The 22,567-nt window shown below is 57.2% G+C and carries 14 protein-coding genes; 9 read left to right on the top strand and 5 right to left on the bottom strand.

The genetic code is table 11. From position 1 onward, the window contains the following. Positions 1–20: 20 nt before the first annotated feature. From QEN43_RS04585 to QEN43_RS04575, 3 genes are all read right to left on the bottom strand, one after another. Entirely contained in the window at positions 21–1,562 is a 1,542-nt protein-coding gene (locus tag QEN43_RS04585; RefSeq protein WP_026612143.1) for a long-chain-fatty-acid--CoA ligase, read from the bottom strand. A gap of 123 nt (positions 1,563–1,685) precedes the next feature. Then, entirely contained in the window at positions 1,686–2,090 is a 405-nt protein-coding gene (locus QEN43_RS04580) for a glycine zipper family protein (protein WP_036269370.1), read from the bottom strand. Between the two features lie 148 nt (positions 2,091–2,238). After that, a complete protein-coding gene (locus QEN43_RS04575) occupies positions 2,239–3,456 on the bottom strand; it encodes a UbiH/UbiF/VisC/COQ6 family ubiquinone biosynthesis hydroxylase (RefSeq protein ID WP_026612141.1) in 1,218 nt (405 codons plus the stop codon). A gap of 424 nt (positions 3,457–3,880) precedes the next feature. Between QEN43_RS04575 and gltB the strand changes: the two genes are divergently transcribed. The 3 genes from gltB to QEN43_RS04560 all read left to right on the top strand — a co-directional run bounded on the left by gltB (position 3,881) and on the right by QEN43_RS04560 (position 11,180). After that, positions 3,881–8,512 carry a glutamate synthase large subunit gene (gltB, locus tag QEN43_RS04570; RefSeq protein ID WP_317963742.1) on the top strand — a complete coding sequence of 1,544 codons (4,632 nt, stop codon included), beginning with the start codon at positions 3,881–3,883 and terminating at the stop codon, positions 8,510–8,512. A 134-nt stretch (positions 8,513–8,646) separates the two neighbouring features. Beyond that, the gene (locus tag QEN43_RS04565; RefSeq protein ID WP_026612139.1) at positions 8,647–10,086 is read left to right on the top strand and encodes a glutamate synthase subunit beta; all 1,440 of its coding nucleotides are present in this window, start codon (positions 8,647–8,649) and stop codon (positions 10,084–10,086) included. A gap of 263 nt (positions 10,087–10,349) precedes the next feature. Beyond that, positions 10,350–11,180 (top strand): EcsC family protein, encoded by an 831-nt coding sequence (locus tag QEN43_RS04560; RefSeq protein WP_026612138.1) that lies wholly within the window; start codon positions 10,350–10,352, stop codon positions 11,178–11,180. A gap of 75 nt (positions 11,181–11,255) precedes the next feature. Here QEN43_RS04560 and QEN43_RS04555 read toward each other — a convergent pair whose 3' ends face one another. After that, positions 11,256–11,627, bottom strand: a complete 372-nt coding sequence (locus QEN43_RS04555; RefSeq protein ID WP_026612137.1) for a YidH family protein — start codon at positions 11,625–11,627, stop codon at positions 11,256–11,258. Positions 11,628–11,836: 209 nt separating this feature from the next. Here QEN43_RS04555 and adk point away from each other — a divergent pair, with 209 nt between their 5' ends. The 6 genes from adk (at position 11,837) to QEN43_RS04525 (ending at position 19,999) form a co-directional block, all read left to right on the top strand. Then, complete coding sequence (gene adk / locus QEN43_RS04550; RefSeq protein ID WP_026612136.1) at positions 11,837–12,481, top strand: adenylate kinase; 645 nt, start codon at positions 11,837–11,839, stop codon at positions 12,479–12,481. Between the two features lie 94 nt (positions 12,482–12,575). Next, positions 12,576–14,144: a 3-isopropylmalate dehydratase large subunit gene (gene leuC, locus QEN43_RS04545; RefSeq protein ID WP_084162413.1), complete on the top strand. Its 1,569-nt coding sequence runs from the start codon at positions 12,576–12,578 to the stop codon at positions 14,142–14,144. Then, complete coding sequence (leuD, locus tag QEN43_RS04540) at positions 14,141–14,782, top strand: 3-isopropylmalate dehydratase small subunit (RefSeq protein ID WP_026612135.1); 642 nt, start codon at positions 14,141–14,143, stop codon at positions 14,780–14,782. The genes leuC and leuD overlap by 4 nt, the downstream gene beginning before the upstream one ends. 33 nt (positions 14,783–14,815) lie before the next feature. Further along, positions 14,816–15,904: a 3-isopropylmalate dehydrogenase gene (leuB, locus tag QEN43_RS04535; RefSeq protein ID WP_317963741.1), complete on the top strand. Its 1,089-nt coding sequence runs from the start codon at positions 14,816–14,818 to the stop codon at positions 15,902–15,904. Between the two features lie 18 nt (positions 15,905–15,922). Then, complete coding sequence (locus QEN43_RS04530) at positions 15,923–16,945, top strand: aspartate-semialdehyde dehydrogenase (protein WP_317963740.1); 1,023 nt, start codon at positions 15,923–15,925, stop codon at positions 16,943–16,945. A gap of 108 nt (positions 16,946–17,053) precedes the next feature. Next, complete coding sequence (locus tag QEN43_RS04525) at positions 17,054–19,999, top strand: FimV/HubP family polar landmark protein (protein ID WP_084162411.1); 2,946 nt, start codon at positions 17,054–17,056, stop codon at positions 19,997–19,999. A gap of 235 nt (positions 20,000–20,234) precedes the next feature. Here QEN43_RS04525 and mrcB read toward each other — a convergent pair whose 3' ends face one another. Further along, positions 20,235–22,484: a penicillin-binding protein 1B gene (gene mrcB / locus QEN43_RS04520; protein ID WP_235726719.1), complete on the bottom strand. Its 2,250-nt coding sequence runs from the start codon at positions 22,482–22,484 to the stop codon at positions 20,235–20,237. Between the last annotated feature and the right edge of the window lie 83 nt (positions 22,485–22,567).

The raw sequence follows: 22,567 nt of genomic DNA, 5'->3' as shown, positions 1-22,567 counted from the left end.
AGAAATGCGGCTGCAGGAGCCTAGTCGAGATCCCGAACGCCGCGCTCGATTTCACCGTGCTTCCGAAGCTGGCGCTTGAGGATCTTGCCCGCGGCATTTTTTGGCAACTCCGCCAGAATGACGATCTTACGGGGAATCTGATGCCGCCCTAAATGTTCCCGGCAAAAGGCGCGGACTTCGGCCTCTGTGGTGGGCTTCGATGGATCGAGTGCGATATAGGCAACCGGAGTCTCGCCGTGCGTATCGTGCGGCTCCCCGACGACCGCGGCTTCCCGAATCGACGGAAAGCGATACAGCACCTCCTCGACCATCCGTGGATACACGTTCATGCCGTTGACGATGATCAAATCCTTTTTCCGATCGACGATGCTGAAATAGCCATCCTCGTCCCGCATCCCCAAATCGCCGGTGAGAAACCATTCACCACGGAATACTTCTCGGGTCGCTTCCGGTTGCTTCCAATAGCCCTTCATTACATTCGCGCCGCGTACAGCGATCTCGCCGACCTGGCCGCACGGCAGTTCGCGTCCGTCCTCATCGAGGATTTTCATTTCCACTCCCGGTACCGGCAACCCCACGGTCCCCGGCTTGATAAGACCGCCTATCGGATTCACGCACGTGACCGGCGAACATTCGGTCGGCCCGTCGCCTTCGTAGATCCGGATACCGAACTTTTCGTCGAATCGCTTCAGCACCTCGACCGGAAGCGCGGCACCACCCGAGACGCAATAGCGTAACGAGGAAAAGAGGCGTACCCGGTCATCCTTGAGCCGCAGCAGTACCGAATACATGCTGGGGACGCCCAGGAAAATCGTGGCCTGGTAGGTATGGATCGCCTCGGCGACCTTTTCCGGCTCGAACCGCGGCAGCGGGACGAAGGCACAGCCGTTCGTCAAAGGCGTGAGCATGCCGACCGTGGCCGCGAATGCATGAAACATCGGCAGCACCAGCAGCACGATGTCCCGACCCGGACGCCAATGCATGGCTTCACGCACGCTCCGCGTGTTGGCCACCAAATTGCTGTGGGTCAACATCGCCCCTTTGGGGCGGCCGGTAGTGCCCGAGGTGTAAAGAATGACAACGAGATCCTCTTGCGGGTCGCAATCGACATCGGGGATCGGCCCGTTCGAATTCAGCAAAGTCTCAAACGGCTCAGCGCCAGAGACGGCGGCGCCTATGGATACCGAGAACTCAACTCGACTCGCGGTGCGAAGGACCGTTTCCGCCTGCTGCGAAAAAGCCTGATGAAAGATCAAGCCCTTGGCGCCCGAGTCGTCGAGAATGAAGCTGATTTCTTCCGTATTCAGCAGCAGATTGATCGGAACGACCACGGCCCCGGCCTTCACGATGCCGGTATAGGCGATGGCGAACTCCGCCGAGTTGGGACAATAAAGCGCAATCCGGTCCCCTTTGACTACGCCTCGCGCCGCCAAACCCGCCGCAACCCGATCCGAACGATCGCCCATGGTCGCATGGTCGATCACCTCGCAACCCTGGAATACCGCCGGCCTATCGGGATAGAGACGGGCACTTTCCCGAAGAGCATGGATCAATGTCGACATCCTACTGACACCTTCTCGTCGATTCTCGTCCCCGAACAGGGCGAAGAACGCAGAAAAAACAATCCCGCCGGACCTCGAAGTGCAACGGCGGGATTCTGTCTTTGCGGACGGATCGCTCGCTTATTAATTGATGACTTTATGTCCGCGATTCCGGAGGCAGTTGATATAAGCCCGCTTGTATAGATCGTCACCGGACACACCGCTGTAGCCTGCACCGCCAAGCCCGCCTGCGGCCGCGCCAATCGCCGCGCCGCCGCCTGGATTGCCGGCCACGGCCCCGACTGCAGCCCCGGTCGCGGCACCCAGCAGAGCACCCGCCGCGCCACCTTTGAGCGCTTCCGTTCCGGTACTAGCCGCCTCGCGGGCGAGCATCTTGCACTCTTCCAAATCCTGCTGAAGACGGTACGCATTTGGATTGTTGTAGGTGTCCACCACCGGCGTCCATCCGGTGTAAGTTGCGCAACCACTCAAAGCCAGCACGGTGCAAAGAAATACTGATTGCTTTTTAACCAATTGCTTTCTAACCATAAGTCATTTCACTTGCTTAGGGAGGTTAATGGTTGTCTTGGTAAATATCAGAGACTACGCACTGAAATACCACCGCGCTTACTATAGCAAACTCACACCGCTCAATATGAAGAAATACGTATCTTGCAACTCCAGCGTGATCCCGTACTCACCCCAGAATAGCTTGGCCGCGCGCCAAGTTCGGCAATCCTCCGCCCAAACCCATTGCGTATCGCATGACCAACTTTTTGGCCGGTGTCACCCGCTCTGCCAAACCCAAGCCTAGATTGCGGATGAATCGCAACGGACGGTTCGCCGTGCCGAAAACGCGGTAAAACAAGTCCATGGTCGTCATCATGATCAAATTGTTGCTACGACGCATATTTTCGTAGGTACGTAGCACGCTCGCCGAACCGATATCTCGATGGTTCCTGTAGGCGTCGACCAGCACCTCCGCCAAGGCCGCAGCGTCCAGGAGCCCGATGTTGACGCCCTGTCCGGCCAGCGGATGGATCATGTGGGCCGCATCGCCGATCAAAGCCACGCCTTCCTTGCTGTAGCTCAAGGCATGCTGGCGCTTGAGCGGGAAACTGCCTTTCGCCTCGATGCGCTTGATCTCACCCAGAACGGGCGGGAACGCCGAGATCAGTTCCGCGAGAAGAGCCTCGTCCGGCAGTGCCTTCAAGCGCTTGACCTCCTCAGGCGCCTCGTACCAGACCAAAGAGGCATGAGGCCCATCGAGCGGCAAGAAAGCCTGGGGCCCCTTGGGCGTGAAGCGTTGCCAGGTAATATCCTGCTGGCCGTATGCGGTCTCCACCGTCAGCACGAGGGCGTGCTGTTCGTAATCCCAACCGCTAACCCCCATCCCGGCTACCTGCCGTACTCTGGAATAGCCGCCGTCCGCAGCGACGAGTAAGTGGGACGACAACGTACGGCCGTCATTCAATTCGATGGTCGAGCCTAGCGGGTCGTAGTCGATCATCCGGGTCTTGGCAGGACAAAAGAAATCGACGTTGGGAAACTCAACCAGTCTATCGAGCAAGGCCAGCTGTATCACCCGGTTCTCGACGATATAACCGAGCACCGGCTCGTCGACGTCCTCGCTGCGAAACTCGACTTCGCCCGCCTCTTCCCAGACGCGCATTCTGCGGAAAGGGCAAAATCGACGCGACGCGATGCCTCTCCAAGCGCCCACGGTCTTTAGGATGCTAGCCGATGCGACGCTAATGGCGGACACGCGAAGATCGTGGGGCTGTTCGGGCGCAAAAGCCGGCGGCGGCGTATCCTCGATCACGGCCACTCGCAGGCGGCTTCCGCCCAGGCCGCATCCCAATGCGGCACCGACCATGCCACCGCCCACAACAATGACGTCATATTTTTCGATCATTCCAATTCTCCATGCTCAGGACGCATGCTCGACCGTGGTTGCAAAACGGTCTTTGATTTTGAGGTAACAAGGCAAGTAGGCAACCCAATCGACAAACAATAGCAGTTTTCTTCGCACCGCGCTCAGGGCAAAGAATTACGCTACTCGTACAGATCATTCTCTATTGAACCCCGTATTCACGGAATCCATGATAAACACTTAAGTGCACAAGAGGGACTTGAAATGCAGAGCCGGATTCTTTAAAGTTTTCCGCCCTTTGGCGAAAGGGGCGCGCCCACGTCCACCATCTCGGGTATTTCCGACCCAACTGCGATCCGCCATGGGTTCGTGGTTGTCGCGGCGCCCCACCACTAGGGGCGCAACGTTTCACTAGAAAAACCACGAACGCGCTAAAGATGGACCATACCCCTAACAGAGGTACAACATGAGTTTCAGCACCATACCCGCCAAGCAAGGTCTATATGACCCGCGCAATGAACATGACGCTTGCGGCGTAGGTTTCATCGCTCACATTAAGGGTCATAAGAGCCATAGCATTGTCCGCAACGGACTGGAAATCCTCAAGAATCTAACTCACCGCGGAGCGGTAGGTGCCGACCCGTTGGCGGGCGACGGTGCCGGCATTCTCATTCAAACACCGGATGCATTCCTCCGCGAAGAATGCGCTGCACGCGGGATTACTCTGCCGGACTATGGCTACTACGGCGTCGGCATGCTGTTTCTGCCACAAAATCCTGAGTACCGCGCGATTTGTGAAAGGGTCGTCGAGGAATTCATCCGCGCTGAAGGTCAGACCGTTATCGGGTGGCGTGATGTGCCGGTAGACAATTCGACGCTCAGCGAATCGGTCAAGGCAATCGAACCCGTTATCCGCCAAGTCTTCGTCGGAAGGGCGGAAAGCTGCAAAGATCAAGACGCCTTCGAACGCAAGCTATTCGTCATCCGCAAACAGATCGACAAAAAAATTCGGGGATTGAACCTTGCCGAAGGCAAGATGTTCTACATTCCTTCCTTCTCGTCCCGCACCTTGGTCTATAAAGGCATGCTGCTGGCAGACCAAGTCGGTGTGTTCTATCGCGACCTCAACGACGAGAGGCTGGTGTCGGCGCTCGCCCTGGTCCATCAGCGATTCTCCACCAATACCTTCCCGACCTGGGACCTGGCCCACCCGTTCCGGATGATCGCCCACAATGGCGAAATCAACACCTTACGCGGCAACGTGAACTGGATGGCTGCCCGGCGCCATTCGATGTCGTCCGAAATCTTGGGCGAGGATCTCGACAAGATTTGGCCGCTGATCGCGGACGGAAAGTCCGATTCGGCCAGTTTTGATAACGCGCTCGAGCTCCTAGTCATGGGCGGCTATTCGCTGGTCCACGCCATGATGCTGCTGATTCCGGAAGCGTGGGCAGGCAATCCTCTCATGTGCGAAGACCGTCGCGCCTTTTACGAATATCACTCCGCCCTGATGGAACCTTGGGACGGTCCGGCCGCCGTAGCCTTTACCGATGGGCGGCAGATCGGCGCTACGCTCGACCGCAACGGGCTGCGTCCGGCGAGATATCTGATCACCGACGACGATTATGTCATCATGGCCTCCGAGATGGGCGTTTTGGATATCCCGGAGCACAAGATCGTCAAGAAATGGCGCTTGCAGCCCGGCAAGATGTTCCTGATCGATCTCGAACAGGGCCGTATCATCGACGATAACGAAATCAAACTGGAATTAGCCACCCGGAAGCCGTATCGGCAGTGGCTCAACGAGACCCAGATTCAGCTAGAGAAGCTACCGCCCGAAGTTGCCGCTATGCCGCCCGATCCGGAGACCTTGCTCGATCGGCAACAGGCGTTCGGCTACACGCAGGAAGATATTAAGTTCTTCCTGACGCCCATGGCCATTAGCGGCCAGGAGCCGGTCGGTTCCATGGGCACCGATGCGGCACTCGCGGTACTCTCCAATCGTCCGCGCCTGCTTTACGATTACTTCAAGCAAGGCTTCGCCCAGGTCACCAACCCGGCCATCGACCCCATTCGCGAAGAATTGGTCATGTCGCTGGTGTCCCATATCGGTCCGCGGCCGAATTTGCTGGCTCTTGACACGGGCGGCAGCCACAAACGGCTGGAAGTGCAGCAGCCGATTCTGACCAATCAGGATTTGGAGAAGATCCGCCGCATCGAAGCCCGCACCGGCGGTGCATTCAAGACCAAGACCATAAGCTTCTGCTATCCGGCGGACACCGGCGCCAGCGGCATGGAGCCGGCCCTGAAAAGCTTGTGCGCGCGGGCCGAACAGGCGGTGCATGAGGGCAATAACATCCTGGTGCTGTCCGATCGCGAAATCGACGCGGAGCACATCGCGATACCTGCCCTACTGGCCACCTCTGCGGTCCATTATCACCTGACCCGAAAAGGTCTTCGCACCAAGGTCGGCCTGGTTGTGGAAACCGGGGAAGCGCGCGAGGTGCATCATATCGCGCTGCTGGCGGGTTATGGCGCCGAAGCCATCAACCCGTATCTGGCCTTCGACACGCTGTCAGACCTGCGCACGAAACTTCCGGAACCGCTGTCCGAGGAGGAAGTGCACAAGCGCTACATCAAGGCTATAGGGAAAGCCTTGCTCAAGATCATGTCCAAGATGGGCATATCCACCTATCAGTCATATTGTGGCGCTCAAATTTTCAACGCGGTCGGTCTGAGTGATGAATTCCTGAATGAATATTTCACCGGCACCGCATGTACCATCGGCGGCGCTGGACTTGCAGAAATCGCCGAGGAAACCGTACGCCGACATCGTCTAGCTTTCAGCGACGCCCCGTTGTACCGAAATGCCCTCGATGTGGGCGGCGAATATGCCTACCGTGTCCGCGGCGAAGACCACGTTTGGACGCCGGAGACCATCTCCAAGCTGCAGCATGCGACACGCACCAATAGTTGGGAAACCTATCTGGAGTACACCCGCTCGATCAACGAGCAGAACGAGCGTTTGCTCACACTGCGCGGCTTGATGGATTTCAAGTTCGACGAGCGGGAATCCGTGCCGTTGGACGAAGTCGAACCCGCGTCGGAAATCGTCAAGCGTTTTGCCACCGGCGCCATGTCGTTCGGTTCGATCTCCTACGAAGCCCACACGACACTGGCCATCGCCATGAACCGTATCGGCGGCAAATCGAATACCGGTGAAGGCGGCGAATTGCCCGACCGCTTCAAACCGCTGCCCAACGGCGATTCCATGCGTTCGGCCATCAAGCAGGTGGCGTCCGGCCGTTTCGGTGTGACCACCGAATACCTGGTCAACGCCGATGACCTGCAAATCAAGATCTGTCAGGGCGCCAAGCCCGGCGAAGGCGGTCAGCTGCCCGGCCACAAGGTCGATGCCATCATCGCCAAGGTCCGCCACTCGACGCCAGGGGTAGGCTTGATCTCGCCGCCGCCGCACCATGACATCTATTCGATCGAGGATTTGGCGCAGCTCATTCACGACCTCAAAAACGTCAATCCGAGCGCGCGCATCAGCGTGAAACTGGTGTCCGAAGTGGGGGTCGGAACGATCGCAGCGGGCGTCGCCAAGGCGCATGCCGACCATGTCACCATCGCCGGTTACGACGGCGGCACCGGCGCGAGCCCGATCACCTCGATCAAGCACGCCGGACTGCCCTGGGAAATCGGCCTGGCCGAAACCCACCAGACCCTGGTCTTGAACAAGCTTCGCGGGCGTATCTGCGTGCAGGCGGATGGCGGCATGCGCACCGGGCGTGACGTCGTGATCGCTGCGCTCTTGGGCGCGGACGAGTTCGGTTTCGCCACGGCCCCGCTGATCGTCGAAGGGTGCATCATGATGCGCAAGTGCCATCTGAACACTTGCCCCGTGGGCGTCGCGACCCAGGACCCTGAACTCCGCAAGCGCTTCACCGGCCAGCCGGAGCATGTCGTCAACTACTTCTTCTTCGTTGCCGAGGAAGTACGTCGGCTGATGGCCAAGCTGGGCTTCCGCCGTTTCAACGACATGGTCGGGCGCACCGACAAGCTCGACATGCGCAAAGCCATCGCGCACTGGAAAGCCTCCAAGGTGGACCTGTCCAGAATTCTCTACCGTCCAGAAGTGGGTCCTGATGTCGCCATCTACAACTGCGAGAAGCAGGACCATGGCTTGGAGAAAGCACTGGATCACAAGCTGATCGAGTTGGCACGCCCGGCTCTCGACGAGCGCAAGCCCGTCCGTATCGAAATGGGCGTCCGCAATTACAACCGTACCGTCGGCGCAATGCTGTCTGGCGAAGTGGCCAAGCGGTACGGCCATGCCGGTCTGCCCGAAGACACCATCTACATTCGTATGAAAGGTACGGCCGGACAGAGCTTTGGAGCTTTCCTCGCCGCCGGTGTCACACTGGAACTTGAGGGGGATGCGAATGACTACGTGGGCAAGGGACTGTCGGGCGGCCGCATCACAATCTATCCGTCGCCAGAATCCCCAATCGTGCCCGAAGAAAACATCATCGTCGGCAACACCGTGCTATATGGCGCCATCAGCGGCGAATGTTATTTCCGTGGCGTCGCGGGCGAACGCTTCGCGGTGCGGAACTCCGGAGCTATCGCGGTCGTCGAAGGCGTCGGCGATCACGGTTGTGAGTACATGACCGGCGGCGTGGTCGTGGTTCTAGGCTCGACCGGCCGCAATTTCGCCGCTGGCATGTCGGGTGGCGTGGCCTATGTGCTCGACGAGACCGGCGATTTCGAGCGGCGCTGCAACCTGGCCATGGTCGAGCTGGAACCGATCCTGGCCGAGGACATCGCCTTGGAAAACCTGGAACACCAGGGCGGCGATCTGGAAACCCACGGAATGGTAGACATCATGCATGACATGACCCGCCACGACGTTCAGCGTCTGCGCACCCTCATCGAAAAGCACCGCCGCTATACCGGCAGCGGACGAGCGAAGCAGATTCTGGACAATTGGTCTACCTACGTGCAGCGGTTCGTCAAAGTCATGCCAGTCGACTACCGTCGCGCACTCGAAAAGATGCAGAAGGCAAAAACGCAGACCGAAGTTCACCACTAACCGTTCGGGGCGCACCATACGCGCCCCTCGCCGACCGGAATTCACGACCGAAAAATGGAAATCACTTCGGCGAGCAAAAACCGAAGTTAAGAGATTTCTCGTGCAACAAAGCACAGCAACGAGGTAGAAGCAGAATGGGCAAACCTACGGGATTCATGGAAATCGCACGTCAGGACAGGCGTTACAAGCTGGTGGCCGACCGTCTCCAAAACTATCAGGAGTTCGTCGTCCCGCTAACTGACGAAGAAGTCAGCCGCCAAGGGGCGCGCTGCATGGATTGCGGTATTCCCTATTGTCATCAGGGCTGCCCGGTCAACAACATCATTCCGGACTGGAACGACCTGGTCTATCAAGGATCGTGGCGCGAGGCTGTCGACGTACTGCACAGCACCAATAACTTTCCCGAATTCACCGGCCGTGTTTGTCCTGCTCCGTGCGAAGCGGCATGCACGTTGAACCTGACCGACGAGCCAGTCACGATAAAAACCATCGAGTGCGCGATCATCGACAAGGCTTGGGAGGCCGGTTGGGTCAAACCGCAGATTCCCCGACGCCGCACCGGCAAAAAGGTGGCGGTGGTGGGCTCGGGCCCTGCGGGTCTTGCCTGCGCGCAACAACTGGCCCGCGTCGGCCATAGCGTCGTGGTTTTCGAAAAGGCCGACCGCATCGGCGGACTGCTGCGCTACGGCATCCCCGATTTCAAAATGGAAAAGCACCTGATCGACCGACGTATTGCCCAAATGCAGGCGGAAGGCGTGGTATTTCGACCCAACAGCTATGTCGGTCGGGACATCCCAGTCCAGAACCTGCTCGACAATTATGATGCCGTCGTATTGGCCGGCGGTTCGGAAAAGCCGCGTGACCTGAACGTGCCGGGTCGCGAGCTGAAGGGTGTGCATTTCGCGATGGAGTTTCTGCCCCAGCAGAACCGCCGCGTGGCGGGCGACATCCTTCCGGAGGAAACCAGTATTTGGGCAACGGACAAGCATGTCGTCGTCATCGGCGGTGGCGATACCGGTGCGGACTGCATCGGCACTTCGGCCCGGCATGGTGCGAAGTCCATCACCCAGTTGGAAATCCTACCCAAGCCTCCGGAAAAGGAGAGAAAGGAGGTCACTTGGCCCAACTGGCCCAACAAACTACGCACGTCCAGTTCGCACGAAGAAGGCTGCGAACGTCTTTGGAGCGTCGCCACGAAGTCAATCGAAGGGGAAAATGGGCGGGTTACCCATATCCGCTGCGTCAAGCTCGATTGGAAACAGGAAGGTGGACGCTGGGTCATGAACGAAATTCCCGGCAGCGAGTTCACTCTGCAGGCCGATCTGGTCCTCCTGGCCATGGGCTTCGTGCATCCGGTACACGAAGGCATGCTCCAAGACCTCGGGGTAGCCCTAGATGAACGCGGCAACGTCAAAGCCAATACCGTGGACTACCGCAGTTCTTTGGATAAGGTTTTCGCGGCCGGCGACATGCGCCGCGGCCAATCTCTCGTCGTGTGGGCGATACGCGAAGGCCGCCAGTGCGCCCGGGCCGTCGACGAGTACCTGATGGGACACTCGGATCTCCCCCGGTAGCACAATTCGCCCGGCTGCCAGCTCATGCTTTGCTTGAGCTGGCAAACCGCTTTTCGCCGCAGAACGGCTCGGGCTCGGAATGCCCTCGGCCGCTGTGCCCGGGTCGTAAAAACCTGACCGGACGGAACCGTGCCCGAAACGGGTTCGTCCAAGTAATCGTCAAATTCCTCGATTTAGCCTCCCCTCACAACAGTCCGCCGACGGGAACTGGCGGATTCCGACCGGCACGACGCCCGCACAAACCTCAAACCATGGAGCACCTCATGGCAAAGTCATCGCTCACGCCCGAGGAAATGGAACAACTGTACCGGGCCTATCAGCATTTGGAACATCCATCCATCGCCGCTCGCTTGAGCAACGTAATCGGAACACCAATCGAACAAACGCTGAAACTGCTGCCGACGAGCTGGCATCAGCGTGTCAATCAAGCCGCCGAATTCAGTATTCGCCTGGCCATGAATATAGCATTAAGGACTCTGGATACGCGCCCCGTTTCCGGTGCAAGCGATCGTTACCACAAGCTTGCCGCGTTCACCGCCGGAGCGGTCGGCGGATTTTTCGGCCCTGTGGCGTTGTTAGCCGAGTTGCCGCTGGTAACCCTACTGATGCTACGCTCGATCGCCGACATCGCTCGCAGCGAAGGCGAAGATTTGAATACCCTGGACGCACGCCTCGCTTGCGTGGAGGTGTTCGCCTTGGGCGGTCGCTCCAAAGACGACGACGCGACCGATACCGGCTACTATGGACTACGATCGACCCTAGCCTTCCATTTCTCCCGTGTGCCTCATTACAGCGGGGCTTCCCAGATCAATCTCCCGGCCGGCGTGGAACTGATTCGAGGCATTTCTGCTCGTTTCGGCACGGTGGTTTCTGATGAGATCGCCCTACAGCTCGTACCGGTAGCGGGGGCGATCTCCGGCGGCCTTCTGAACCTCGTATTCATGCAGCACTTTCAGGATGTGGCGCGCGGCCATTTCACCCTACGCCGTTTGGAACGAACTTACCACCCGGAAGTCGTGCGGAAGGAATACAAGCGAATTCAAAAAGAGGAAGTGAAGTCGATAAAGGGGTTCAGCCCTCTGGAAGGTTGGTAAGTGGGCCGCGTGAAATCCACGTCAACGCGGACCGATCCGGTATTCGAGTCCCACGGTCACGTATCGCCCGCCTTCTTAGAACTCCCCGACGAACAAATAAGCGATCAGCGTCATACCGAGCACGACGACGACCAGATTCGCTAGCATCCCGAGACCGGCACGATAACCGTGCGGAATTTCGACCGGCTTTAGCGTTTTCAGCACCTTGCGATACTGAAGCGCGGACAGCATCGCGATGACGACTCCGCAGAGCACAAAAGCGATGCCGAGCCAAAAAGAAATTCCCTTTTCCAAAGGCTCGCCGGGGCTCGAAAAAACCAAATGCGCAAACAAACCGAAACGCTCGATCACGAACCCGAATGCCATCCAAGCCAAACTGGTCCGGTTCCAAGCCAAGAGTGTGCGTTCGGCCGCAAAAAAGACGCGTGGATCGTTGAGCTCCGACATTTCAATAGTCTAACGATAATCCGGTCGAACGGATCAGCTCTTACGGCTGCAGCCCAGCCCGATGGACAGTTAGAATCGCTTCGGCCAACGATAGTCGCCAGGTGTGGACCTCGGAGATCATGACGAACCCACGCGAGCGATACCCCGTGTGACATCCCCGGTATATTTGTGACAGAATTGCGAGTTCAATTAACCACGGAGTCCATGACATGCGCGTGATCCTTCTCGGCAGCCCCGGGTCCGGAAAAGGCACTCAAGCCAAAGCCATAATGGAAAAATTCCACATTCCGCAGATCTCGACCGGCGACATGTTGCGTGCTGCCGTGCGAGAAGGCACGCCTTTGGGCCTCGAGGCGAAAAAGGTTATGGATTCCGGCGGCTTAGTTTCGGATGACATCATCCTCGGGCTGATCAAGGAACGCCTCGCACAGGACGACTGTAAAAACGGTTTCTTGTTCGACGGATTTCCGCGCACCATCGCTCAGGCGGAAGGACTGGACGCGATGGGTATCGCCATCGATCATGTCATTGAAATCGTGGTAGACGACGAGGAGATCGTCAAGCGCATGAGCGGCCGACGGGTACATCCTGCATCCGGACGCACTTATCACGTAATTTTCAATCCTCCTAAAGTGGAGGGAGTAGATGATATCACCGGCGAACCCTTGATTCAGAGGGATGATGATAAAGAAGAAACCGTACGCAAGCGCCTCCAGGTTTATCACGAACAAACCAAGCCGCTGGTAAGCTATTACAAACAGAAAGCCGAACAGGGAGCCGTCCGGTTTTCCAGCATTGACGGCGTCGGCAGTGTCGAGGCCATTCGCGACAAGATTTTTTCACTGTTGGAATGAATCCACCGAACCATGACCTTGGTGGAAAGCCGTTCCCGTTCATTTTGGAGAATCACCGCCTTCCCTGCGTAAACCTCGCCAACTACAAGAACTCATGGCCGCCAAAACCCTTTATGACAAATTATGGGACGATCACGTGGTTCACACCGAGCCGGACGGATCGACCCTCATTTACATCGATCGCCACCTGATTCACGAAGTCACTTCGCCGCAAGCTTTCGAGGGCTTGAAACTCGCGGGTCGCAAGCCCTGGCGCGTTACGGCTAATCTCGCGACGGCCGACCACAACGTACCGACGGCCGGACGTGAACACGGCATAGCCGATCCCATTTCACGGCTCCAGGTCGAGACCTTGGACCGAAACTGCGCGGATTTCGGCATCACCGAATTCGGCATGAACGATGAGCGGCAAGGCATCGTTCACGTGATCGGTCCCGAACAAGGCGCAACCCTACCCGGCATGACCATCGTCTGCGGCGACTCGCATACCTCGACGCATGGCGCTTTCGGCGCCCTCGCCTTCGGCATCGGAACCTCCGAAGTCGAACATGTGCTCGCCACCCAATGCTTGGTGCAGAAAAAAGCCAAGAACATGCTGGTCAAGGTGGAAGGACAGCTCGGCCCAGGCGTCACCGCCAAAGACATCATTTTGGCCGTCATCGGCAAGATCGGCACGGCCGGCGGCACCGGATATACCATCGAATTCGCGGGATCTGCGATTCGAGGTCTGTCCATGGAAGGCCGGATGACCATCTGCAACATGGCGATCGAGGCTGGTGCCCGTGCCGGACTCGTCGCCGTGGACGAGGTGACGTTCGATTATCTGAAGGACAAGCCTTATGCGCCGAAAGGGGATTTGTGGGACAAGGCCGTAGCGGCCTGGCGGCACCTCCACAGCGATGACGGCGCCGTATTCGACAAGGTGGTCGAGATCGATGCTGCGGAGATCAAACCTCAAGTCACCTGGGGCACCTCGCCCGAAATGGTTCTGTCCATTGACGCCAGAATTCCCGACCCAACCGCGGAAAAAGACCCGGTAAAACGCGAGGGCATGAAGCGTGCCTTGCAATACATGGATTTGAAGCCGGGCATCTCAATCACCGACATCCAGGTCGACAAAGTCTTCATCGGTTCATGCACCAATGCCCGCATCGAAGATTTGCGCGCCGCCGCCGAAGTGGTCAAAGGCCGTAAGCTCGCGAGCACCATCAAGCAGGCTTTGGTCGTTCCGGGATCGGGACTGGTGAAACGCCAGGCTGAACAGGAAGGCTTGGACAGGATATTCAAGGAGGCCGGGTTCGAATGGCGCGAGCCTGGATGCTCGATGTGTCTCGCGATGAATGCCGATCGTCTCGAGCCGGGCGAACGTTGTGCTTCCACCTCGAACCGCAATTTCGAGGGACGTCAGGGCTACGGCGGCCGTACTCATCTCGTGAGCCCTGCCATGGCGGCGGCAGCTGCCATCCACGGTCATTTCGTCGACATACGCCAACTACCAGCAACACCCGCCGGGCCCCGAAAAGCGTCGGCCCCAACAGCGCCCGCGAAGACCGCCACGTCGAAAACTCGATCAGCCGCAGCGTCTTCGAAAAAGCCAGAACCCGCTTCTTCGTCTCGAAATCAGCCCGTGCGTAACTCACGCAAGAGGAAATCCGAGCAATGAAACCGTTTCGTCGTGTTACGTCCAGGGTCGTGCCTCTGGACCGCGCAAATGTCGATACCGACGCGATCATTCCCAAACAGTTCTTAAAATCCATCCGCCGCACGGGTTTCGGCCCCTATCTGTTCGACGAATGGCGCTACCTCGATCGCGGCGAGCCCGACATGGATTGCTCGCAAAGACCGTTGAATCCGGATTTCGTGCTTAACCAACCGTGCTACTACGGCGCGCGTATCCTCTTGACCCGCGAAAACTTCGGCTGCGGCTCGTCGCGCGAACATGCGCCCTGGGCCCTCGAAGATTACGGCTTCCGCGTCATCATCGCGCCGAGCTTTGCCGACATTTTCTACAATAACTGCTTCAAGAACGGCATCTTGCCCATCGTACTGGATGCCAAGGTCGTCGATCGGCTTTTCGATCAAGCGGGTCCCGGCTTCGATCTCAGCGTCGATTTGGAAACGCAGACCATCACCACACCATACGGCGAAAAGATCCACTTCGAGATCGATCCGTCGCGGAAACACCGCCTGCTCCACGGCTTGGACGACATCGCCCTGACCCTCGAGCATGCGGATAAGACCCGGGCTTACGAAAAGCGCCGCCGCGAAACCGCACCCTGGTTGTTCCCGGAATATGCCTAAGTCCATAGAATCCACGAAAGCATCAGCAATCGCATGACCAAGAAGATCGCAGTACTACCCGGCGACGGTATCGGACCGGAAATCGTCGCCGAGGCGTCAAAAATTCTCGACTGCTTAAGACGAGAATTCGGACTCGACGTCGAAACGGAAGAAGCTCTGATCGGCGGCGCCGCATACGATGCCAAAGGCACGCCGTTTCCGGAGGAAACCCTGAAATTGGCAAAGGAAGCCGACGCCGTGCTTCTGGGCGCGGTCGGCGGTCCGAAATGGGAACCGTTGGATTATTCGGTACGACCGGAACGCGGCCTCTTGGGGCTACGAGCGGAATTGGAACTGTTCGCGAACCTCCGCCCGGCCGTTCTCTATCCGCAATTGGTCGCGGCCTCGACGCTGAAACCCGAAGTCGTCTCGGGCCTGGACATCATGATCATCCGGGAACTGACCGGCGGCATCTACTTCGGCAAGCCGAGGGGACGCCGCGTCAACGAAAAAGGCGAGCGGGAAGGTTTCAACACCTTAATTTATAGCGAGTCGGAAATCCGACGCATAGCCCACATCGCGTTCCAGATCGCACAAAAACGGAATAAACGCGTGTGCTCCGTCGACAAGGCCAACGTGCTGGAGTGCACGGAACTCTGGCGCGAGGTTGTGACCGAGGTGGGTCGCGAATACCCGGACGTTCAACTCAGCCACATGTACGTCGACAATGCCTCGATGCAACTGGTGCGGGCACCCAAGCAATTCGACGTGATGCTGACCGACAATATGTTCGGCGACATCCTTTCGGATTGCGCCGCCATGCTGACCGGTTCAATCGGCATGCTGCCCTCGGCCTCGCTAGACAAAAACAGCAAGGGCATGTACGAACCCATTCACGGCTCGGCGCCGGACATCGCCGGCAAAGGCATTGCCAATCCGATCGCAACGGTGCTCTCTCTGGCGATGATGCTGCGGTACAGTTTTGACGACGCCGCCTCCGCGGAACGGATCGAAAAGGCGGTGATCGCCGCCTTGGATGCAGGTTATCGGACCGCCGACATTTATTCGGAAGGTATGAAGAAGGTCGGAACCGCCGAAATGGGCGATGCCATCGTATCGGCCTTACGATCGTTGAACCGATGATTCCGAACGAGTTTTCCCATGAGTAGATCTTACAACGTTGCAGTATTAGGGGCCACCGGTGCCGTGGGCGAGACCATGCTGTCCATCCTTGAAGAACGCAACTTCCCGGTCGGCGAAGTGTACGCTTTGGCCAGTTCCCGGTCCGCCGGCGAGCGGGTGGAATTCAAAGGTAGCTATCTCACCGTCCAGGACGTGGCCGAGTTCGATTTTTCCAAAGCGCAGATCGGCCTGTTTTCGGCGGGCGCGTCGGTTTCCGCTATCTACGCGCCTAAGGCGGCCGCAGCAGGGTGTGTGGTGGTGGACAACACGTCCTGTTTCCGGTACGAGGCTGATATCCCTCTGGTGGTCCCGGAAGTCAATCCGGATGCCATCGCGCAGTACAAGACGCGGCGCATCATCGCCAATCCGAACTGTTCCACGATTCAAATGTTGGTCGCATTGAAACCGATTTACGACGCCGTGGGTATCGAACGCATCAACGTCTGCACCTATCAAGCGGTCTCCGGAACCGGAAAAAAGGCGATAGAGGAACTCAGCCATCAGACCGCCCTATTGCTCAATGGCAAACCTATCAAGCCCGAAGTCTATCCGAAACAAATCGCGTTCAACGCCCTGCCCCAGATCGACATCTTCATGGATAACGGCTACACCAAGGAAGAAATGAAGATGGTCTGGGAAACTCGCAAGATCATGGGCGACGACAGCATTCAGGTGAATCCGACCACCGTGCGAGTACCCGTGTTTTACGGCCATTCGGAAGCGGTTCATATCGAAACCCGGGAAAAAATCACCGCCGAACAAGCGCGGGACCTGCTCAGCCGCGCTCCCGGGGTGACGGTGATCGACGAACGCAAGCCCGGCGGCTATCCGACCGCGGTAACCGAGGCAGCCGGACACGATGCGGTTTTCGTCGGACGGATCCGCGAAGACATTTCCCACCCGCGTGGTTTGAACCTGTGGGTGGTGGCCGACAACGTGCGTAAAGGCGCGGCGCTCAACAGCATCCAGATCGCCGAGGTGCTGGTAAAAACGTTCATCTAGTCTAAGCTTTCCTTCAGCAATCTAGGCAAGTCCCGCTATACCACAAATCGCGGGAACGATTGGATAAAGGAGCGGCAATACGTGCGTAAGCTATCAACAACCTTGGCGATGATGAGTCTGTTGGCCCCAATGGGCACAAGCGCGCTCGGTATCGGCGACATCAGGCTACGCTCCACATTGAATCAAACCCTCAGTGCCGAAATTCCGTTGGTGCTTTCCGGCGACGACTCCTTAGCGGACGTCAAGGTCACGCTAGCCTCGCCGGAAGCTTTCGCCAAAGCGGGACTGGAGAGGCACTATTTTCTTACCAAGCTGCGCTTCAACGCCGTACAGAAACCCGACGGCAGCTACGCTATCGAAGTCAGTTCCAACGATGTCATGCGCGAGCCGTTCGTGAGTTTCTTGGTGGAGGTTAACTGGCCTCGCGGGCGCGTGATTCGCGAATATACCGTGCTACTGGACCCGCCGGCTACCTTTTCCGACCACGCGCTCGCCGACGCTGATGTGCCATCGGTCTATGAGCAACCGATGGACCGTCACTGGCAACCCGCCGAGACAAATACGTCGCGCGGCAATACCACACTTCGTGCTACGGCTCGGACCGCGTCCGCGGCGCCGGAAAGCTCGGTCAGCGGGTCCGAATATGGACCGGTCAAGAAAGATTCCACGCTATGGGAGATCGCCAAACTCGTGAATCGTGACCCGGACGTTACACACGAACAAATGGTCATTGCCCTCTACAGAAATAATCCGCAAGCATTTTACGGGGACACGCCGGATACTCTGAAAGCGGGGGAAATCCTGAAAATTCCTGATCGCGAATTTATTCTGCAAGTCACTAGCTCTGAAGCGCGCGCAGAGCTTGCCCGGTGGAACGACAGCAGAACCGGAAAGCTCGCAAGCCGCAGCAGCAAACAGCAAAAACTGAACGCTGACGGTAGCACCACGAGTCCAACTCAGGCCCAACTCAAACTCCTCGCCCCATCCGACCACAAGACCAAGGACGAAGAAGCCGTGGTTGGGACTGCGGGCGGAACCGGAAAATCCAAAGGCGAAATCGCGCTTGAAATCGCGGAAACTCTCAAACAAGAAAACGAGGAACTTCGTTCCCGCCTGTCAGCTCTCGAGCAGCAGCTGAACGAGATGCATCGCCTGATCACGCTCAAGGATGAACAAATCGCTCTGCTGCAGCAATCGCAAGAACAACAGCCCCTGACCGAGCCGACCGGAAAAGATGTCCCGAGTCCCGAACAATTAAGCGCTCAGTCGACACCTGAACAGAAGGCAGAACCGTCCAGCCCGACCGACGCTCAGACACAGCCTGCCCTAACAACGGACGACACCGAGAAAGCGGTTCAACCGCCTCCGTCCTCAGATATTACGCCGGAAGAACCGAAGCTTGCTCCTCCGAAGCCGACCCCGGCTCCGCAGGTTATGGAAACCAGCATCTGGGACGAGCTGTTTGAACAGCCCGCCTATGCTGTCGGTGGCGCGGCCGGTCTGATGCTGTTGGGAGTCATACCTTGGCTGCTCGCTCGCCGCCGAGCGGCCATGATCGAAGAAACCGAAAGTATTTTGATCGCGGCCGAAAAGGAAAACCTACAAAAATCGAAAACACTGAAACAATTTGACTCCACGGTTTCGGATTCCACCGCCACTGCGAAAACGTCTTTCCTGAGCGAGTTTACACCCAGTGATTTCGATGCTTTGGGCGCTGAAACGGACGAGATCGATCCAATTGCCGAAGCCGATGTCTATTTGGCATACGGCCGTTACAAGCAGGCCGAGGATTTAATCCGCAACGCCATTGAGCAGTATCCCGATCGGGACGAATGCAAGCTGAAACTCCTGGAAATCCACTACGCCACCGAAAATCGCGAAGCTTTCGAGCGTTTTGCGGAAGAGCTGAAAGCACAAGGCAAGGACAGCAATGCGAGCTTCTGGGAAAACGTGGTGGAGATGGGGCGGGAGCTATGTCCCGGCAGTCCGCTCTTTGCTGGTTCGTCGTCCACGAGCCCGGTTCCGGTCTTCGGTTCAAACCCGAGCGAGGTGCTTGGCGCTATCGACCTCACCGACGAGTTGATCGAGGATTTGAAGCGTTTCGACGACGAGGTAACGGAGACATCTAAGTCCGCCGAGGAAAAGCATGTTTCCTTGGACTTCCAAATCGATGTGAACAGCTCCGACGTACCTCCCACGTCACTCGACAAACAATCCGTTGTCGATTTGGACACTATCGAATTACAAGAAGAGCCTGTCGTTGGCACCAGTCACGCTAAAGAGGAACACTCGGATCTCGAGAATTTGATCGAGTTCGATACCGGCAAGTTGGAGACCGATTCCCAAGGCCAGCACTACTCGCAGGCATCCGGAAATGCCACGGACGATACCGTGCCGGACTTAGCCGCAACGGCAACGCACGAGAATAAGACGGAGTCGGGCGACGTCGTAACCGCCTCCAACAATGAAATGTTGGATTTTGATTTCGTTTCCTTAGATGCTGAAGCTTCCAAGGCTGACGCTGAAGTTTTGGAAACTGGCAATGAACTGCCGAAGCTCGACAATCTGATTCCTTTTAATGCAGACCGGTCAAACTTCCGCGCGGAAAGCCAGATCCAGGGCGAAACGGACCCATCTATCGATGATATCCTACGTGAGCTGGCCAGAAACGATGCTCAGCAAGATCAAGCGTCGAACCAAGGCTCTGAGTCCGTCTCAAACTTAGAAACATCCGAGCTCGGATTCGACCTGGCATCATCCATACCAGGCGATGGGGAGACTTTTGATACGGATGACATCGGAAGCCTTGTGGAAGAAGAGAGCGATGACTTCGCCCCGCTCACTGACATGGACCCGATGGAAACCAAACTGGATTTGGCCAAGGCTTATGCGGATATGGATGATAAACAATCGGCGCTGGATATGCTCATGGACGTTTTGGAGATGGGCAACGAACAACAGAAAGCAGAGGCAAGCGCACTGATGGATAAGTTGAACCTGCAAGAAGCGCCATCGACGCCGAAATCCGTCATCACCCATCTCCGCAGAACCTAGAGCGTTTTCCTACGTACTTGTACGTACACTCGCGAGTAACGCAGACGTTTCTTCCAATCGCAAACGGTGTCTTCGGGAGCGCCGAAGCCACCTTTCCCGATGGTGCAGCTGGGGTAACCGGTTGATCAGCACAGGATTGCCGATCTACAACTAAACATGCATCCATTCACCCGAACCGAAGGCGGCAGCAATTGCCGCCAGGCCTATTTTGACCTACGAGCGCGATTGAAACGATCTAGAACAATGGTCGACCCCACGATTCTCCGCCAGCCGGAATCGACGGGCGACCACACGGCGAGACCGCTACCGGTGCAGAACCGACGATAAAAGGATAACGGATCGCGCTTGGGCAACTTTCCTCCGATCGCAGTCCGGTCGCAGTGTCAATCCAAACGAATTCGATGTTCTCGGGCGGTTCTAATTCAAGCGGCTCCCTGCTCACCTTTTGCATGACAGATGCCCAGATCGGCAGTGCTCCCTGAGCCCCGGTGAGCTTTGCCGGTTTATTGTCGTCCCTACCAACCCACACGACACCCAAGTAATCGCCGGCGAAACCAGCAAACCAACTATCCCTGAGATCATTGGTCGTTCCGGTTTTCCCCGCCATATCGAAATTTCGGGGCAAATAGGAATAAGCAAGCTTCCCGGTACCTTCACGCATCACCTCTTGCAGGTTGGTAGCGACGAGGTAGACGGCCGCCGAATCGATCGATTGCTTAACTCTAATGCCGTAGCGCTGCAGGGTCTTTCCTTCTTGCGAAACCACCGCGTGAATAGCCCGCAGAGGAACCACAAAGCCATCGCTGGCTAACGTTTGGTACATCTGGGCAACTTCAAACGGCGTAAGCGCAGCCGTGCCCAGTAATAGCGACGGCACCAACTCCACCGGCTTTTCAACGCCCAACCGTCTAAGCGTTTCTGCCGTACGGGCAACGCCCACTTCCATTCCCAAATTGACTGTCGCCAAATTGTAGGAATGCGCCAGGGCTTTATGCAAAGGAATGATACCGTGCTCCCGATGATCGTAATTCTTCGGCGCCCATGGTCGACTCCCGGGGTTCTTGAGACGGACCTCCACGTCTTGCAGGGGCGAAACCAGCGTATAACGTTGCGATTCCTCTAACGCCGTCAAATAAACGACCGGCTTGTATAGCGAACCAATCTGACGTTCCGCATCCAACGCGCGATTAAACCCTGCATTTTGCGGATCTCTTGATCCCATCAATGCGGCGACTTCTCCCGTAGCCCGGCGAGTCATGACCACGGCGACTTCCAATTGCGTCGACCGAGTCTGCTTGTCGAGTTTTGCCAGCGTAGTCTCAACGGCAGACTCGAGATAATGCTGCGCAAAGATATCGAGAGTCGTAAACAGCTGAAGCCCTTCGGAGGTCAGGTCCTCGGGACGATATTCGTTCTGCAACTGTCGCTTGACCAAATCCAGGAACGCGGGATAACGGCTGATGGCTTGGTGCGGATTCTTCACCACATCTAGCGGCTTGGCCTTCGCTGCCGCAGCCTCACTCGCCGAAAGCTGTCCCTGTTTGACCATCTCGTCCAATACTAGATCCCTGCGCTTCCGCGCCTTTTCCGGCCATCGGAACGGATCGTAATACGAAGGTCCCCGTACCAGGGACACCAGCAGAGCGACATGGTGGAGTTCCAGCTCTTCCAGCGAGCGGCTGAAATAATAGCGACTCGCCAAACCGAAACCGTGTATCGCTCGGGCCCCATCTTGACCGAGATAGATTTCATTCAGATAGGCTTCAAGGATTTCATCCTTGGAGTACCGCGCTTCCAGCACCAAAGCCATGACCAACTCGTTAAGCTTGCGCCACCAGGTACGCTCTGAGCTGAGGAAGAAGTTTTTCACCAACTGCTGCGTCAGGGTGCTACCGCCTTGCACGATCGCTCCAGCGCGAATATTGGCCCACATTGCTCGAGCGATACCTCGGAAGGAAATTCCGAAATGTTCGTAAAACTCCCGGTCTTCCACCGAAAATAAAGCCTTAAGAAGGACCTCTGGCGCTTGATTGAGCTTGATCAAAATACGGTCTTCCTTCAAAGCGGGGTAGAAACTGCCGATTTGAACCGGATCTAGGCGAACCAATGCCAACGGCCTGGCGTCTACGGCATCGCTGACCGAGCTGATGTGCCCGCCGTCAAATCGCACCCGTATATTGCGCGAGGTTTCCAACTTATCCCAGAACCGAAAATCTCGTGTCTTCAGCGCATATTCGTTGCCCTTTCGGAAATATGTCCCCTGCGATGCCAAATTTGGGTCATATCGGTATTTCAGTTGTTCGAGCAACCATTCGAGCCGATCCGCACTCAATTCATAGCCCGCAAACAACTCCACCGGGCTCGCGTAAACCCGCGCGGGCAAAGACCAGCGCTTCCCTTCAAACTGCTGGCGCACCGTATGATCTACGTATGCCAGATAGCCGACCGCGCCGGCGACAACAAAAGGCGATAAATACACCAACACACGCCGGAATGACCTGCTCAACAACGACAAAGTAGATGACCGCGTCTTGCGTAACCGCTTACCACGTCTGATGTTTCGCATGG

The organism is Methylocaldum szegediense (genome assembly GCF_949769195.1).
GTDB classification, from domain to species: domain Bacteria; phylum Pseudomonadota; class Gammaproteobacteria; order Methylococcales; family Methylococcaceae; genus Methylocaldum; species Methylocaldum szegediense.
This window is presented reverse-complemented; position numbering and strand designations above follow the sequence as displayed.